12 protein-coding genes are annotated in these 16,368 nt (G+C 54.5%); 2 read left to right on the forward strand and 10 right to left on the reverse strand.

The features are described from left to right. Positions 1-26: 26 nt before the first annotated feature. The 6 genes from MKZ07_RS18980 to MKZ07_RS19005 form a co-directional block, all read right to left on the reverse strand. On the reverse strand, positions 27-1,784 hold the full coding sequence (locus MKZ07_RS18980; RefSeq protein WP_341027141.1) for a methyl-accepting chemotaxis protein: 1,758 nt from the start codon (positions 1,782-1,784) through the stop codon (positions 27-29). Between the two features lie 210 nt (positions 1,785-1,994). After that, entirely contained in the window at positions 1,995-3,449 is a 1,455-nt protein-coding gene (locus tag MKZ07_RS18985; RefSeq protein WP_445670291.1) for a SulP family inorganic anion transporter, read from the reverse strand. A gap of 41 nt (positions 3,450-3,490) precedes the next feature. Further along, positions 3,491-4,567, reverse strand: coding sequence for a bifunctional 3-deoxy-7-phosphoheptulonate synthase/chorismate mutase (locus tag MKZ07_RS18990; protein ID WP_036694897.1), 1,077 nt, complete (start codon positions 4,565-4,567; stop codon positions 3,491-3,493). Positions 4,568-5,053: 486 nt separating this feature from the next. Continuing rightward, complete coding sequence (locus tag MKZ07_RS18995; RefSeq protein WP_341027142.1) at positions 5,054-7,330, reverse strand: PAS domain S-box protein; 2,277 nt, start codon at positions 7,328-7,330, stop codon at positions 5,054-5,056. Positions 7,331-7,540: 210 nt separating this feature from the next. Next, on the reverse strand, positions 7,541-7,942 hold the full coding sequence (locus MKZ07_RS19000) for a response regulator (RefSeq protein WP_341027144.1): 402 nt from the start codon (positions 7,940-7,942) through the stop codon (positions 7,541-7,543). A 149-nt stretch (positions 7,943-8,091) separates the two neighbouring features. Beyond that, positions 8,092-8,766 carry a Na-translocating system protein MpsC family protein gene (locus MKZ07_RS19005; protein ID WP_036694895.1) on the reverse strand — a complete coding sequence of 225 codons (675 nt, stop codon included), beginning with the start codon at positions 8,764-8,766 and terminating at the stop codon, positions 8,092-8,094. Positions 8,767-9,110: 344 nt separating this feature from the next. On the opposite strand from MKZ07_RS19005, the gene MKZ07_RS19010 reads away from it, so the two are divergent. Continuing rightward, complete coding sequence (locus tag MKZ07_RS19010) at positions 9,111-10,283, forward strand: LLM class flavin-dependent oxidoreductase (RefSeq protein WP_083678053.1); 1,173 nt, start codon at positions 9,111-9,113, stop codon at positions 10,281-10,283. Positions 10,284-10,993: 710 nt separating this feature from the next. Here the strand turns inward: MKZ07_RS19010 and MKZ07_RS19015 are convergent. Then, the gene (locus tag MKZ07_RS19015; RefSeq protein WP_036694894.1) at positions 10,994-11,221 is read right to left on the reverse strand and encodes a hypothetical protein; all 228 of its coding nucleotides are present in this window, start codon (positions 11,219-11,221) and stop codon (positions 10,994-10,996) included. A gap of 4 nt (positions 11,222-11,225) precedes the next feature. Beyond that, entirely contained in the window at positions 11,226-12,227 is a 1,002-nt protein-coding gene (locus MKZ07_RS19020; protein ID WP_036694893.1) for a TIR domain-containing protein, read from the reverse strand. Between the two features lie 239 nt (positions 12,228-12,466). Between MKZ07_RS19020 and MKZ07_RS19025 the strand changes: the two genes are divergently transcribed. After that, entirely contained in the window at positions 12,467-13,639 is a 1,173-nt protein-coding gene (locus MKZ07_RS19025; protein WP_341027148.1) for an N-acetylmuramoyl-L-alanine amidase, read from the forward strand. Positions 13,640-13,646: 7 nt separating this feature from the next. On the opposite strand, the gene MKZ07_RS19030 is transcribed toward MKZ07_RS19025, so the two are convergent. Together MKZ07_RS19030 and MKZ07_RS19035 are read right to left on the reverse strand one after the other, a co-directional pair. Further along, positions 13,647-14,651: an HD-GYP domain-containing protein gene (locus MKZ07_RS19030; protein ID WP_036694892.1), complete on the reverse strand. Its 1,005-nt coding sequence runs from the start codon at positions 14,649-14,651 to the stop codon at positions 13,647-13,649. Positions 14,652-14,757: 106 nt separating this feature from the next. Then, a complete protein-coding gene (locus MKZ07_RS19035) occupies positions 14,758-16,338 on the reverse strand; it encodes a response regulator (RefSeq protein WP_036694891.1) in 1,581 nt (526 codons plus the stop codon). Positions 16,339-16,368 lie beyond the last annotated feature (30 nt).

The raw sequence follows: 16,368 nt of genomic DNA on the forward strand, positions 1-16,368 counted from the left end.
GATCACACCTACCGTCCCCTATCTCCCTATACATTCACCTGCCGGATGGCCTCCCGCAGATCGCCCGTACTCGCGCTGACGCTCAGCGAAGCCTCATAGACTTCTTTGATACGCGCCAATTGCAGATCGGTCAGCTCACGGATCTCCCGGGTCTGCTCCGAGACCTCTCCGGCAATATCGGCCATACTGCCCACCGCTGCCGCAACCTCCTCCGAGCCAGCGGAGAGCTGCTCCGCTGTCGCCGACACATCAACGATCTGTCCGGCCACCTCCCGGAAGGCGGCGGAGGCCTCCAGCAGAGCAGCCTCCGCTTCGGCTGACATCCGCACCCCTTCCTTCACTTCAGCGGACGCTTCCGTCATCTGAACCCCGATGCTCGCCGAAGCCTGGCTGATATGCAACAGCAGCTCAGCCACCCGCTCGGCCGAGGCTGCGGAACCTTCTGCCAGCTTGCGCACTTCACCGGCTACGACAGTGAATCCCCTGCCGTGCTCCCCCGCACGTGCCGCTTCAATCGAGGCATTCAGCGCAAGCAGCTTTGTCTGATCCGCAGACTCCCTGATCGCAGCCAGCGCGCCCTCAATCTCATCGGTATAGCCTTGCAGCTTCAGCACGATATCCAGCGTCTCCCCGGTAGATACGGAGATCGACTTCATCTGCTGGTTCGTATGGTTCATGGCCGTCTGGGACGCCTCTGCAATGTCCAGCGCCTTGACTGCGAATTCCGAGACCGCAGCCGAGGCCTCCGAAATACGCGAGATGCCCAGCGCCATCTCATCCATAGCCACAGCGCTGCTCTGTGCGCCTTCCGTCTGCGAGTTAGCACCGGCATAGATATCGCTGATTCTGCCGCTCACCGTCTCACTCATCTTCAGCACATCATCGGCATTCCTGGCGAAGGTCTCGGAGGAGCCGTAGAGGCTGTCGGATGCGGTAGACACCCCGGATACCATCCCCTTCACTCTGGCATTCAGATCCCCCGACATCTGGAGCATTGCCTGATAAGCCCTGCCAATCTCATCCCGGGAGGTGACCGGACGGGCATGCAGGATGCGGGCAGCCCCGGCGAGATCCCCTTCGGCCATCGTGCCCGCGCTCTCTGTAATCGTCACCAGCGGACGCAAGGACCGGGAGACGAACCATGCCAGCACCGCGAGTGCGCCCAGAGACAGCGCTAGAATAATACTATAGAGCGGTAGGCTCTCAATCAGGACATCACGGGTCAGCGTACTCAGTACAGCAACATCCGTATCAATGCCCAGCGCCCCGACCAGCTTCCCAGTGGTGTCCTTCATTGGAACGAATGCCGAGATATAATCCCCGTATTCGGGATTACTGATCAGCGGCGTGCTGGCATTCTCTCCGGCAAGTACGGCCGTAACTGCGGCCGCTGGCATATCGGTACTCTCATTAATCCCCGAAGCCAGCGGGTCTCCCTCCGGCCTGCCGTCAATCATCAGCTGCGGCTGGCGGGCATCATCAATCCGCACAAAATATACATAACGGGCACCAATCGACTTCCGGAACTGATCCAGTTCATGGCGGAGCAACCAATACAGGTCCGACTCCTGCGGATCGGCCAGGAATTCACTGTAGCGCCCGGCATCAATCTGCGTCACATAATGGCTGGCAATACTCATGTTGTAGCTGCTGATCGTCCCTTTAACCGCTGATCCGGTGTTCACCCACTGAATGGCAGCATTGCCTGCTGTAATGCAGAGAATCACTAAAGTCATAACACAGAGAATACGGGCAATCAGTCTGGTTCGGATAAAAGAAAACATGGAGGCCTTCCCTTTCGCGCATCACAATTGCGTAGTTATAGTAGGGCCATCCGAAGAAGCAATGACAAATGTCCCTCTACCGGAAAATTTCGACAAACTTTTCAAAAACCCTTTTCCTAAGGGGGTACAAACGATAAATTTTGAACCATTCAAAAAAAGGCTGCTTCTGAAGCCCAATCGCTCCAAAAACAGCCTTCTGTCCTTGATCCGTCAATGTCCGCCCGAAGACGACAATCCAACCCGCTGCACCAGCCGGGCACTTTCTTCATTTAGACCCGTGAGAGTGACCTTAGTACCTAGTGCCGCGTATTTGTCCATCGTCTTGGCAATAGCCCCCACCGCCGACTGATCCCACACATGGGAACGGCTGAAATCGATAATGACCTGCGCCGGATCACTGTCATACATGAATTCATTCACGAAATGGCTCGTGGTTCCGAAGAACAGCTGGCCCGATACCCGATAAGTCGTTACAGAGGCCGTAGTATGAACACTCAGCTGGAGGGAAGCGATTTTCCAGGCAAAAGACAAAGCACTCAGCAGCACGCCGAACAGCACGCCGATCGACAGGTTATCGGTAGCTACTACTGTAACCACAGTGACCACCATGACCAGGGCATCGCTTAGCGGAACTCTCCGCAAGGAGGTCAGGGACTTCCATTCGAAGGTGCTGATGCAGACCATAATCATTACACCGACCAGTGCACCCATAGGAATCTTCTTAACGACATCACCCAACACAAGAATCAGGAACAATAGGAAGATCCCGGAGACAAAAGTGGACAAGCGTGTCCGTCCGCCCGATTTCATATTGACCATCGACTGGCCGATCATCGCGCAGCCCGCCATGCCTCCGAAGAAGCCGGTCACAATGTTGGCTAGCCCCTGCCCCTTCGCTTCCCGGTTCTTATCGCTGCCGGTGCCCGTGATATCATCAATCAGCGTGGCCGTCATCAGCGATTCCAGTAATCCGACTACCGCGAGAGAGAGCGAATACGGCAGAATAATCAGCAGCGTATCCAGCGTCAAGGGAAGGCTCGGCAGATGGAATACCGGCAGTGCCGAAGTAATAGTCCCCATATCGCCCACGGTTCTAACATCCAGCCCCAGCATAATGCTGAGTACCGAGACTACGACAATGGCGACCAGCGCTGACGGCACCGCCTTGGTGATCCGGGGAACCATATAGATAATGACCAGCGTAAGAGCCACCAATGCATACATGATCCAGCCCTGCCCCTCAAAATGCACCAGCTGAGCCATAAAGATCAGAATCGCCAGCGCGTTGACAAAGCCCGTCATGACCGGCTGCGGCAGGAAGGTGATGAACCGGCCCAGCTTCAGCAGTCCCATCACAATCTGCAGGATGCCAGCCAGCACCGTAGCCGCGAACAGATACTCAATGCCGTGCGACAACACCAGGCTGCCGACCAGGAGCGCCATCGCTCCTGTCGCCGCCGAGATCATCCCCGGCCGCCCGCCGGCGAAGGCTGTTACAATAGCGATACAGAAGGAGGCGTACAAACCAACCATCGGGCTTACGCCAGCAAGGATGGAGAAAGCAATCGCTTCAGGAATTAAGGCAATAGCCACGGTCATGCCCGATAAAATATCACTCCGTGTGTTGGAGAACCAACCGTTGTTGTATGAGACGATTTGCTTCAAAATTCCAGTTCCTCCTAGTGCCTGAATTTACCCTATTCAGCTTAACGGTATAATCCCGAAGCCTTCACTTCATTGAAGAAGGTGTTGAACTCCTCAATATTAAGCTGCTGCGCCGCATCGGACAAGGCTGTAGCCGGATCAGGATGCACCTCTACCATAATCCCGTCGGCTCCGGCAGCAAGCGCGGCCTTGGCACATGGAATCAGGATATCCTTACGTCCAGTGGAATGGGTGACATCGACCAGCACCGGCAGATGGCATTCCTGCTTAAGAATCGGCACCGCTGAGATATCCAGCGTATTGCGCGTCGACCGCTCATAGGTTCGGATCCCGCGTTCAATCAGCATAATCTCCATATTGCCGCGGGACATAATATATTCTGCCGCATGAACGAATTCATCCAGCGTGGCGGATAGTCCGCGCTTCAGCAGCACCGGCTTATTCACTTCCCCTACCGCCTTAAGCAGCTCGAAGTTGTGCATGTTCCGCGCGCCGACCTGAATGACATCCACATAATCCAGCGCTTCTTCAATATGCCGGGGATCGACAATCTCACTGATCGTCAAAAGCCCGTATTCACTCGCCGCTTCACGCAGAATCCGCAGGCCATCCATGCCCAGTCCCTGGAAATCATAAGGGGAGGTCCGGGGTTTGAAGGCGCCGCCGCGCATAACCTTGATGCCTGCCTTCTGCAGGGCCGCAGCTACCGTACGGGTCTGCAGCTCGCTCTCCACCGAGCAGGGGCCAGCCACCATCAGCGAGGATAATCCGCCTACAGTAACGCCGCCCGGCAGCTCAATAACTGTATCCTCCGCATGATCTTTGCGCGCTACCAGCAGGGTCTTCTTATGCTCCGTACTTTGCAGATCAAGCGAGGCAGAGAAAATCTGCTTGAACAGCGTACGGATGGTTCCATTCGTGAACGGCCCCTTATTGCCTGCCACCATTTTCTCCAGCATCGCCTTCTCCCGTTCAGGATCGAACTTCGGCACGCCCTGCTTCTCTTTGAGTACCCCAATCTCCTGAACGATTCCGGCACGCTCCGAGATCAGCTCCAGCAGCTGACCGTTAATCTCATCCAATCTTGCTCTCAAGTCATCCAATTCCACATTACTCATTCCCAGACACTCCTTTGTGATATTAATAATTAAGGCTATGAACGAACGCAAAAAGACCCCCCGCCGCAAGGGACGAGGAGCCGTGGTACCACCCTTATTTAGAGCTGAATCCAGCTGACGCATCAGCATATGGCGGAATACCTGAAGATTACCGGCCGTGGATTCATTCTGTCTTACATCCGTTAACGCAGGAAGCGGGCCACCCTACCCATACCTGCTGCAGCAGTGTACTTCAGGGACCGACTCGGAAGTGAACTTCGGCACTAAACGTCTCATGAGGGTGCTCTCAGTCTCCGGCACGCCTTCCCTGTTAAGATCCGCTATGAAGTGCTTACTCTCTTCGTCATTGTCATTACAAGGTATATCAGTGCTCTTATGCACCAGTTTCTGCTATCTTAATCAAAAAGACTTCCAGATGCAAGATAGTTCAGCACTGCATTGCAGCTTTAACTCAGTAATGTGATTATTTTGTGAAGAGCTGACTGCTTATTCCTGTTCCGCAAAAAATTTCCCGATTACTTTGTCAATGCTGTCGCTTCTCAGCGGCTTGCTGATATATTCGTCCATCCCTGCTTCGAGGCATAGCTCCCGGTCGCCCTTAAGCGCGTTGGCCGTCACTGCAACAATGACCGGCTGCTGGTCTGCCCGCTGCTCTGCCCTGATGGCAGCTGTAGCCTCCAAGCCGTTCATCCCGGGCATCTGCACATCCATGAAGATCAGATCATAGCCGTGCCGGACCGTCATATCGACTGCCTGCCGCCCGTCCTCGGCCACATCGACAGCGAAGCCGCGCTTCTCCAGGATTTTGCGCAGGACGATCTGATTGATCACATTGTCCTCGGCTACCAGAATATGCAGGAACCGGCCTGCTGATTGTGGCTCCGGCACGTTCCCCTCCGTCCCGTCAGCCGGAAGTGCTTGCGCTTCTGTCCGGAGGACCACGGTGAACACAAAGGTCGCCCCTTGCTCGGCCGCTGTATCCAGATAGATCCCTCCGCCCATCCGCTCGGCCAATTGCTTGCTGATTGCCAGCCCCAGACCGGTGCCTTCTCCCTGGCGGCCCCTGAAATGCTCCAGCTGATAGAACGGCTCGAACAAGCGGCTGCGGGCCTCCTCAGGAATGCCGCTTCCCGTATCCGCCACGGTGAACTGGAGCGTTACTCCTGCCGGGCCATCGGCAATGCGCTTTACGCCTACCTTTACCCCGCCGGTACAGGTGAACTTCACAGCATTGCCGGCCAGATTGAGCAGGATCTGCTTCAGCCGCTCCCTGTCCCCGATCAGCCGCTGCGGCACATCCGGCCCGCTCTCCACGCTAAGGGTCAGCCCTTTGCGCTCCGCCTTGAGCTGAAGCAGCTCCAGCGCGGAATCCATACAGTGCCGGAGAATGAACGGCTCATCTTGGAGTGAGATTTTGCCTGCCTCAATCTTGGACAGATCGAGAATGTCGTTGATGATATTGAGCAGGGATTCGCCGCTCTGGCGGATAATTTCCAGGAACTCCCGCTGCTGCGAACCTGGCTCACTGCTCTCCAGCAGCAGGTCGGTCATCCCGATCACCCCGTTCATCGGGGTACGGATTTCGTGGCTCATCATGGCCAGGAACTCACTTTTGGCGCGGTTCGTATTCTCTGCGGTCTCCTTGGCAATCATCAGCTGCTTCTGCTCGGTAATATCCTTGACGATAATATAAAAGCCTACGGTAGACTGGTTGATAATAATCGGTGCAAGGGTGGTCAGAACCTCCACAGAATGCCCGTCCTTATGCCAGATCAGGTTGATATCCTGTCCCGCGGAGCCGCTCTGCCAGCGGGGACCGATTACATTTTGCAACTGGCGCTCGCCTATTATCCGGCTGACACTCAAGCCCACCATCTCAGCGATCGTATACCCTGTCAGCCGTACCGCCTGTTCATTCCCGTTAATAATATGGCCTTTCAGGTCCAGCGATATGATCGCGTCATGATTATATTTCTTCAGCGAGGTATACCGCTCGACCGACTCCTGAAGCTTCTGCTCCACAATCTTGCGCCGGGTCACATCGCGGCCGACAGCCAGCACCCCGCGCTCCCCGCCATCTTCCACCGTTCTCAGGGAGAACTCAATCCAGATATATTGGCCGTTCGCATGTAAGATCCGCAGCTGGACATCAGGCGAGTCAGCCATCTGTTGCGCACTGATTAAGGCCAGATCCTCAGAGTGAACCAGTCTGCTGTTGTCCTGGCCGATCAGCTCCTCCGGTCTATACCCGAGCACCTCTTCTACTGAAGGGGAGCAATAGCGACAGACTGAACCCGGCGCCGTATAGTAGACAATGTCCCTGATGTTGCCGGCAATCAGCTGGTACAGCCGCTCAGGTGTCCCGGGGAGTGCCTCCGCCGGTGCCGCAAGCGGCCTTCCGGCCAAGTGAACAATATAATACAGCCCTTCTCCCGTCGAAGGTTCGCTTACCCTCGCCACATGCAGCAGCACCGGAACGGCAGAGCCGTCCGCATGGCGCAGCTTGATTTCGGCTTCAAAAAAAGGGGCTGCTCCGCTCCTAAGGCTCCCCATCCTGTAACTATGTATGTGCAAGCTATCTTCATCCCAGAACGCTGTGAAGCTGTGTCCCAGCAACTGTTCTTCGGAATATCCCAGTAAGAGGGTTACCGCCGGATTCACTTTCATCCATTCTTCAGCCATGGAGAGAAAGGCTACTCCGGCAGTTCCTGTCTTAAATGCCTGTTCAAATGGAGAAGACGTCTCCGTATGCTGCCCTAGCATAAGATCCACCGCCCGTTGTGAAGTATTAGATGCAATTCCTTTATATTAAATCTGCAATATAAATATCTTGCATAATCGGGCGAAAGTCAAATCATTATGTCGAATAAAAATTATTCCTTATTCAGCGGATTACAGCAGTTCGTGAACCCGCCGCCAGACAGAGATCTCCCCAGCTCCCCACCTTAATGAATCCCCTGTTGCTATTTCGAACTAAATTTTCTGCAGGTCTTCTCCGTAGAGCAGCCTTTTCACGGTTTCGGTGAACGCTTTAACCTGAAGGGGCTTGGTGATATATTCGGCAAAGCCCTTCTTCCGGGCCTTTTCAATATCCGAGTTTTGTGCAAACGCACTGGTCGCCAGCACCGGAATATGACAAGTTGCCTGATCCTGCTGCAGTATTTCCAGAGCTTCATATCCGTTAAGTCCGGGAAGCCCGATGTCCAGGATGATCAGATCCGGCAGAGCTTCCCGGGCTATTTGCAGTCCAAGCTCTGCCGTTTCAGCCTTCAGCAGCAATACAGAGGGCAGATTTCTTTTGAAAATATGGTGTACTAAGGCCATATTGAGCTGATTATCTTCCACATATAGTACCGTCCACTTGCCTTCCTCCATCCAGTTTATCCTCCTAAAAAGTCTCAGCCCCCTTACCTGCAGATGGGCAGAAAATAAAAAAACCGAAGAAAGGGACCTTTCCCCCTTCTTCGGCTCATGTTCGGCTCATTTGCATGTCCGACTCATTTCCACCCATATATGGTTAGACTTCAGTGAAAAGTATAGGCTATCACGCTGGTATCTTTGTCGAAATCCCAATCCACATAAATATCCGCCAGCTCTTTGCCGAGCATCTGGGCTATCGTGGTGGTATCGTCCAAATACCGCTTTTCCATCTTGCGCTTGGTGGTCTTAAGCGTATTCTCATAGCCGAGGCCAATCAATTCCTTCTCCAAAGGAATCATGATGCCTTCGCGCTTAATAATCAGAATGCGGGGTCCCAGCCACCAGGAGTCCGTATAGACCGGCTCCTTCTGAACCTTCCTGGTTACCTCGTTAATCTGGATATGGACTTCCTCGCGCCCGGCATAATCATCAATCGGTACATCGTCATTCTTGATGAGTGCCACGATCATCCCCGAGGCGTTATGAATGCCCCAATCATAAAAAAGCTCGCCGACCTCAACAGCCATGCTCTCCTTCAGATACGCTGCAAGCTCGGGAAGCAGGGACTTCATCAGAAGCTCCCGTGTATAACGAAACGCCTGTTCTTCTTCCTTATTCAATAAAAACCTCTCCACAGGCCCGATAAAATTACGGATATGCAGGGCTATACATTGCTCCCCGATGGAGGCGTGTATCGATTCAGGACCTTTCCCGAAGCGTTCCCGCAATAGCCTTCCTGTGAAACTGGAAAGTTGGCTAGTAAGTTCTGTAATGCTCATTCAATTTCCTCCAGCATAATATTGTAGTGTCTGTGTGTGTACATCTGGGGAGACGCTCCGCCTGCTGAAGAAACGGTTCGTTCAACTTAGTATAATCTCAACCGTCCGGTTCGTATATATAAAACTTTATGGGATATTTCCCAGACATTCCGATTGCTGAGACAAAAGCTTCTATAATAGAACGCCCAATATTACAAGTTACCACAGGACAAGCTTTGCAAACTTCCACTCATATACTTACAATTAGTAAGTAATTGTGATATACTGGGCTATATCCTTGCACTAACGGACAAGCTTACAAGATAACTGCTACTCAATATTCTGGATTATAAGGGGTCTGTACCATGAACAACCAAGGGAATGCTCATACTAATATTCAAGGGAATACGCAAGCGGATACTCTGGCAAACACACAAGAGGATGCTCAAGCAAAAGAAGTAAGCCTGCCGGAGTTTGAATTCGGCATTTATACACTGGGCGATATCGTTACCGACTGCCATACAGGGCAGCGGATCAGCCCCGCCCAGCGCCTGCAGGAAGTCATTGCAGCCGCGAAGCTGGCCGATGAAGCCGGGCTGGATGTATTCGGTGTAGGCGAGCATCACCGGCTGGATTTCGTAATCTCATCGGTGCCCGTTGTGCTGGCGGCTATTGCCCAGGTTACACAGCGGATCAAGCTCACCAGCGCTACGACCGTGCTAAGTACCATTGATCCGGTTCGTGTCTTCGAGGATTTCGCCACTCTGGACCTGCTGTCGGGCGGCCGGGCCGAGATCATTGCCGGACGCGGCGCTTTTCTGGAATCCTTCCCGCTGTTCGGCTATGAGCTGGAGGATTACAAGCAGCTGTTCAGCGAGAACCTCGACCTGCTGCTCACACTGAACCAGCATGAGGTTATGAACTGGAAGGGCAAATTCCGCTCTCCGCTGCATAACGCCGAGATTGCTCCGCGTCCGCTCCAGCAGAAGCTGCCGCTCTCGGTCGGCATCGGCGGGTCAGCCGAAAGTGCCGAGAAGGCCGGAACTCTTGGCATCGGCATGGCTATCGCGATCCTGAGCGGCAGCCCGGAGCCCTTCCAGAATCTGGCCGGCACCTACCGCCGCGCCGGGGCAGCCGCCGGCCACCAGCCGGAGGACTTGAAGATCGCCATCACCAGCCATGGCTACATTGCCAAGACCTCTCAGCAGGCACTGGATGACTATTATCCTTATTATTACAGCTACCGTAATAGCATCAGCCCGCGCCCCGGTCAGGAGTACCGGGTCTCCCGCAGTGAATTCGGCCGGTTCACCTCGCCCGACAATACCCTGGCGGTGGGCAGTCCGCAGCAGATTATCGAGAAGATTCTCTATCAACATGAGCTGTTCGGCCATAACCGATTCATGACCCAGCTCGACATCGGCGGCCTCCCTTACCCCAAGGTAGCCGCCGCCATCGAGCTCCTCGCAACCGAGGTCGCCCCGGTGGTGCGCCGCGAGGTTGCGAAGAAGCAGCACGGGATATCGTCCGCGCAATAGTTGTCTATTGCGCTGGATGGGGTTCCGCCTAACTGATAGGCTCATTTAACTAACATCTACTTGAGTCAGGTGCACTTGTGCTCCTGATTTTCTCATTTAGCCAACTTCTACTCAACTCAGGTGCACTTGTGCTCCTGATTTTCTCATTTAGCCAACTTCTACTCAAATCAGGTGCACTTCTGCACCTGAGTTGCTCATTTAGCCAACTTTTCCTTGATTCAGGTGCACTTGTGCTCCTCATTCGCTCATTTAGCTAACTTACCCTCCCCCGTCCAGCCCACTTTCAGCTCCACCAAAGGGATTTATCCCTTTCATTTACTCATCCGCCCCACTTTCATCGCCATCAAGGGGATTTATCCCTTTCATTTGCTCAGCCAGCCCACTTTCAGCACCATCAAAGGGATTTATTCCTTTCACTCTCCCTCTCCCTCTCCCTTTCACTTTCCCTCTCCCTATCCCCTTCCCCCTTCTAATCCACCCCGCACCAATCGGCCCGCTTCCAGTGGAGCCCACATAGTCACCCTAATTCCTTATATTAGTTTAAATTCCAGACCCTGCAGACGGAGAATGCCACGGATGTGAGTGAGCAGGCTCATCAGGAGAGCGCATAACTTCACATTACCTAAGTAGAGGCCGCCATTCGTTCAATGGACAAAAAAAGCCCCCAGCGATTGCTGGGGACCTGTTCAATAGTATGAATTAGCCAATGTTCAGGCAAATGATGGCTTGTTATTATCCACTTTACCGCTGACCAGCTTCTTGTACTCGTCGTCGCCACCCTCCAGGGATGGTGCCAAATACACGCTTGACGCTGAGGGCGTAAGCTTGGGGCCGGATTTGCGTCTGGAGCGGCCTTTGCCTCCCGCGCTGTTGCCGTCACCGCTTGCAGACCGGCGGACAGTACTGGATACACTAACGGCATTCTTCATATTCTTCATCCTGTTAGTCCCCTCCCACTAAATGATTGACGGTGCGGAACAAATCCCGGTTATAGGCCACGACTGCTGTAATATCCTCTGCCGATAATCCCTGACTTCCCGAGAAGTGCACGGACAGCACATGGTTCTTACCTAAAGGATAGCATAGGATATATACCTCCGCAACTTCCGTACGCTGTAAAAAAGTCCATTCTTTTGCCAAAAAAGCATCCAGCACCCCCGGCTTCACGCCCCCGTCCTCGAACGCGGAGAACGGATACATCTGCCCGCGTCCCACATTGCCGCCGACCTGCTTCAGGCCCGCTTCCGCTTCGGCACGCCACATGGCGGCTCCAATCACCCGGCAATTCTCCGGAGGCAGGAATGAATTGCGGACGGCTTCGCTCAGTGCCTGATATTTCTCGGCTGCCTGAGGCGGGGTTACATTATTATTATATTGCCAAAAGAAGTGAAGGATACTTTCTTTTCGCCTAAGCTCTGCCCGAAGCTGCAACAGCTCTACAGCCGGGTCGTGGTACATCCCCTGTGCCTGAATAATGTCAATGATCTTGCCGCAGCTCACATCCACCGCCGCTGTAACATTCTCATGCTGCCACTCATATTCCAGCGGGGTTAGTCCCGACAAATCCGACAGCAGATGATACTCTTCCACATTCTCACCCGGGATCAGATCACTGCGGGCAGGCACCTGATCCGGCAGCAGGCAGAAGACCCTGCCACGACGCAGCCTCGACCAGAACAGGCCCATTTCGAACTGCGTGTTGTCCCTGGTCACATAATAATATTTACCCCTAATCCGGGCTACATCATCCGGCGAGAACACAAAGACGGCAAAATCGCTGATATCCAGATTCCGCTCCAGCGCTTCCATGGTGTATTCATTCGGCCGGAAAGCAGCGGCATACCACGGATGAACCTCGGCGGTCCGCTTCAGCTGTTCGTGGATAGCCCTGGCATAGCGGATAGATTCTCTGGAAGAACCAATGAATAATCTAGGTCTGATCACGGCGGCACTCCTTTGTCTGTTTCCCCAATATGTAATAATTATACAGACATTTCCTGCCAACGAATAGGGCTTTAGTCGATATTGGGCAGCCGCAGAAGAAGATAAGAGGAATGTAATCAGTAGCGTTGTTAGCAGTAGTTGAAGTAGGTATTTATCTTCAATTTTAATTTTTCGGTATTCTCCTGCCGATGAAACGGGTAATAGAATGTTATCTCTAGGGGAAATGGGGCTTTATTTGTATGCGACAAAAAATACATACCGCAGTTCTGTCAGCCTGTCTGCTGGCTTCATCCATATTGGCACCTGTCCTGCCGTCTTCTACCGCTTATGCTGCAACTGCTTACACCGCCAAAGTGTACGCCAGCTCCCTGAATGTACGCAGTGAGCCTGCTGCAAGCGCCGCCGTCACAGGCACTCTGGCTGCCGGAGCCACCGTTACCGTCACTGAGGAGCAGCACGGCTGGCTCAAAGTCCGGGCCGGCTCTGTCTCCGGATGGGTAGCCGGTTATTATCTGAAGCGCACCAGCGGAAGCTCGTCCGCCAGCACCTCTTCCAGCTCCACCATCTCCAAGGCATCGGCCAAGGCGGCGGTTAAGACCACCTCGGCCTCCAGCGGAACGGCTGTCGTGACCGCGTCGTCCCTGCGAATCCGCAGCGGTCCGGGAACCGGTTATGAGGTGGTCGGCTCCCTGCAATCCGGCAACAAGGTTACGCTCCTGCTCCGTCAGGGAGAGTGGTCGCGGGTCCGCACCGCCGGAGGAACGGCCGGCTGGGTATCCTCCGGCTATCTGTCAGACGGAACCGTCCACAGCGCAAGTACAGTCAGCTCGAATAGCCAGACTCCGAGTGTCGTACGGAAATCCGGCAGTATCCGGGGCAAGCTGATCATTGTGGACCCCGGCCACGGCGGCACCGATCCCGGCATGCTCGGGACAACCTATGACACGATGGAGAAGGATCTGACGCTCCAGACCTCTCTCTACCTGCGGGATTATCTGACCGCCAAGGGAGCCAGAGTGGAGATGACCCGGACCCGCGGGGATCAGAAGCCTGCGCTCTCTCAGCGGGTGCAGCTCGGACGGCAGCTCGGTGCGGACGCTTTTGTCAGCATTCATTATAATTCATCGCCGAAAAATGTCTCCGGCACGCTGACCTTCTTCTATTCGCAGCAGAATGATCTGCGGCTGGCCCGGGCAGTGGAGACCCGTCTGGGTGAGGGTATTGGCCTGCGCAGCAACGGCCTCTCCTTCGGCGACTACCATATTCTGCGGGAGAATCCGCTGCCGGCCACCCTTGTAGAGCTGGGCTTCCTGTCGAACCCGTACGACGAAGCGATTGTACGCAAGGCAGCTTATCAGCGGAAGGCGGCTCAGGCTGTTGCCGAGGGAGTGGCCGATTATTTTAACCAATAGATAAGAATCAGATGCTGATCTCCCGGATGTTAAGCTCCGTTCTTTTGCTGAGATCAATATATTCATCCCCGATGCGGATTAGCGGAGTCTCGATATCATGCGGGTTCAGATAGACAATTTCACCGACCCGGCCATCAGTTAAGACTACATCACGCCCCACGGACCGCTTCACGACATTCTCCAGAAAAACGGTTACAATATGCGGGTCCAGCGCGCCGAAGCTGCCTCTTCTCATCTGATCCACAATCATATGGAACGGCATCGGCTCATGATACGGGCGCTTGCTGGACATCGCATGAAAAATATCCGCCACGGCCACAATTTTACTGTAAGGATCGATCTGCTCGTCCGTCAGCCCCAGCGGATACCCCTTGCCGTCATTTCGCTCATGATGCTGAAGCGCCACCAGGGCAATGCGTGAATTGGCTCCGGTGGTTTCTTTGAGGATCTCGTAGCCGTAGACCGTGTGCTTCTTCACTTGGGTGAATTCCTCGTCCGTCAGCTTGCCGGGCTTATTCAGCAGCTCTGAGGGAATCTTCAGCTTGCCGATGTCATGCAGGGTTGCAGCCATGGAGAGCACGGACAGCTCCGCCTCACTCATCTCCAGCCACCTGCCGATCAGGGTAGACAGTACTGCAACACCGATATTGTGCTGATATGTATAATCATCCTTGCCCTGCACTGAATGGAATAAGGCGAAGATATCCGGGTTGCGCGAGATCTCCTGAATGACCGGAAGAACATCCTTGCGGATATCCGCCAGCGGGATTTTGCGGGAGATTCTATAGGATTCGAATAATTCCTTGGACAGGTCCACTGTACTGTTAACCATCTTCTGATAGGGGGGCGCCTGGTCAGCCTCATCTGCAAAAAGAATGTCGAACCTGTCGATTTTTTGTTTGCGGATAAGCTCCAGATGCTCGGCATTCAGCCTGCTCCCCGCCGGAATTACAGTCACTCCATAGGCATTAATCAGGTCATTCTTAATCGTTCTTCCCAGATCATTGTCCATTCTATCCAGCCCTCCCCTATAACCGCAGCTATGTATTTATTGCCCATATAGCTATTATCGGTTGCAGGCCGGGAAATGCTGACAGGCAGTCGTGAACCTTATATACTCAGGCTTCTTCCTCCTGCTTGCGGTATTCTCTTGGCGTGATGCCGGCGGTTTTTTTGAAGACACGGCTGAAGTACTTCTCATCCTCATAGCCCACCAGCTCCGCGATCTGCGACAGCCGCAGATTCGTATTCTGGAGCAGCGTCTTCGCCTTCTCCACCCGGAGGCCGGTCAGATAATCCGACAGATTCTCTCCGGTGATCTGCTTGAACTTGCGCGACACATTCTCTCTGCTGATGAAAAAGCGTTCCGCAATATGCTGCAGCGTCATCTCCTGCGCATAGTTCTGGTCCAGGTACTCCCTGATCTCCTGGACGAGCCGGCTGTCCGGGGCCTGCGGGCTGCCCTTGGATAAGCGGTGCAGCAGCGATTTCAGCCGGCACTGCCAGTTCTCCACCGAGAACAGCCCTTCGGCGTCATAACAGCGCTCCAGGCTGAGCTCCTCCTCCGGCCGCCAGCGCTTCAGAACGTCCAGAATCTCCGTCTCCTGATGCAGCAGAACGTGCTCCGTGAGCAGCGGCAGCCCGGCCAGATGTCCGGCCCACTCCTCTGCCACCCGCTCCATCCGCTCCAGATCGCCGGACAAGACGGCGATTCTAAGCTTATCCAGCCGTTCCTCCAGGCCGTAGTCGTTTGCAGGTCTACTTCCGTCCCCGTGCGCTCTGAAGGGATGGATTCGCCCGTCCCGCTGCAATAGATTCCGCTCCTCAAGCGCCTGACCTGCCTGTTCAAAAGCAGACCGCAGCCCTTCCGGCAACGGGTTCAGCGGACTAAGCCCGATATCCAGCTGAACGCCGAACGCCTGGCGGATGGCTTCATTCATCCGGTTAAGCATCTCCTCCGCCTGCGCTACAGCGCTCCACAGCAGAACTACAAGCTCGCCTCCGCCCTGCCAGTTGCGGAAGGCATAGCCGCTCTGGTCTGCGGCCATCACTTCATTGCAGACATTAGCCAGCACGAAGGCCGTCAAGGCCACATCCCCGCGGAATCTCCGCAGCAGATGGCAGTCTGCAGCTTGCAACGGGATTACGGCGATTCTGCACTCCTGCGCCCCAATCGGCATCCCCAGCTCTTCACAGAGGGCCAGCTTCAGCTCATGGAACGAGGCCTGTCCGCTCACCAGATCGGACAGCATCTTGTCCCAGTAGAGCGGACGCAGCGCGTTGAGCTGCATGTTCTGGCGCTGGCGCCGCTTCCGTTCCGCCTCTTCCTCCATCCACAGCTTGAAGGCATGCTCCGCAGAGGCAATCAGCTGCTTGCTGTTCAGCGGCTTCAGCAGATAATCCGTACCGCCGTATACGATGGCCGGCTTGACGTAATTGAAATCCTGATACCCGCTGATGACAATCGTCTTCGTGTGCGGATAATGCCGGTGCAGCCATTCCAGCAGCTCCGCCCCGTCCATCAGCGGCATCCGCATATCCGTGAACACGACAGCCGGCTGATGCTCCTGCATGATCCGTGTCGCCTCCTGCCCGTTGGTCGCCTCATAGATCCCGGAGATGTTATAGCTGTCCCACGGAACAAAATATCGGATGGCCTCCCGCACATGCTTCTCATCATCTACAATCAGCACCTTCATCTCAGCCGCTCCTTCAAGGATAGTCTCTGT

Origin of the sequence: Paenibacillus sp. FSL P4-0338, assembly GCF_038002365.1 — a bacterium.
GTDB lineage: Bacteria > Bacillota > Bacilli > Paenibacillales > Paenibacillaceae > Paenibacillus_AQ.

What these genes read in the sequence shown, in the direction of transcription:
- MKZ07_RS18980 (WP_341027141.1), bottom strand. Translation starts at nt 1,784, where the DNA reads ATGTTTTCTTTTATCCGAACCAGACTGATTGCCCGTATTCTCTGTGTT.
- MKZ07_RS19000 (WP_341027144.1), bottom strand. Translation starts at nt 7,942, where the DNA reads ATGGAGGAAGGCAAGTGGACGGTACTATATGTGGAAGATAATCAGCTC.
- MKZ07_RS19015 (WP_036694894.1), bottom strand. Translation starts at nt 11,221, where the DNA reads ATGAAGAATATGAAGAATGCCGTTAGTGTATCCAGTACTGTCCGCCGG.
- MKZ07_RS19005 (WP_036694895.1), bottom strand. Translation starts at nt 8,766, where the DNA reads ATGAGCATTACAGAACTTACTAGCCAACTTTCCAGTTTCACAGGAAGG.
- MKZ07_RS19010 (WP_083678053.1), top strand. Translation starts at nt 9,111, where the DNA reads ATGAACAACCAAGGGAATGCTCATACTAATATTCAAGGGAATACGCAA.
- MKZ07_RS19025 (WP_341027148.1), top strand. Translation starts at nt 12,467, where the DNA reads ATGCGACAAAAAATACATACCGCAGTTCTGTCAGCCTGTCTGCTGGCT.
- MKZ07_RS19030 (WP_036694892.1), bottom strand. Translation starts at nt 14,651, where the DNA reads ATGGACAATGATCTGGGAAGAACGATTAAGAATGACCTGATTAATGCC.
- MKZ07_RS18990 (WP_036694897.1), bottom strand. Translation starts at nt 4,567, where the DNA reads ATGAGTAATGTGGAATTGGATGACTTGAGAGCAAGATTGGATGAGATT.
- MKZ07_RS19035 (WP_036694891.1), bottom strand. Translation starts at nt 16,338, where the DNA reads ATGAAGGTGCTGATTGTAGATGATGAGAAGCATGTGCGGGAGGCCATC.
- MKZ07_RS18995 (WP_341027142.1), bottom strand. Translation starts at nt 7,330, where the DNA reads ATGCTAGGGCAGCATACGGAGACGTCTTCTCCATTTGAACAGGCATTT.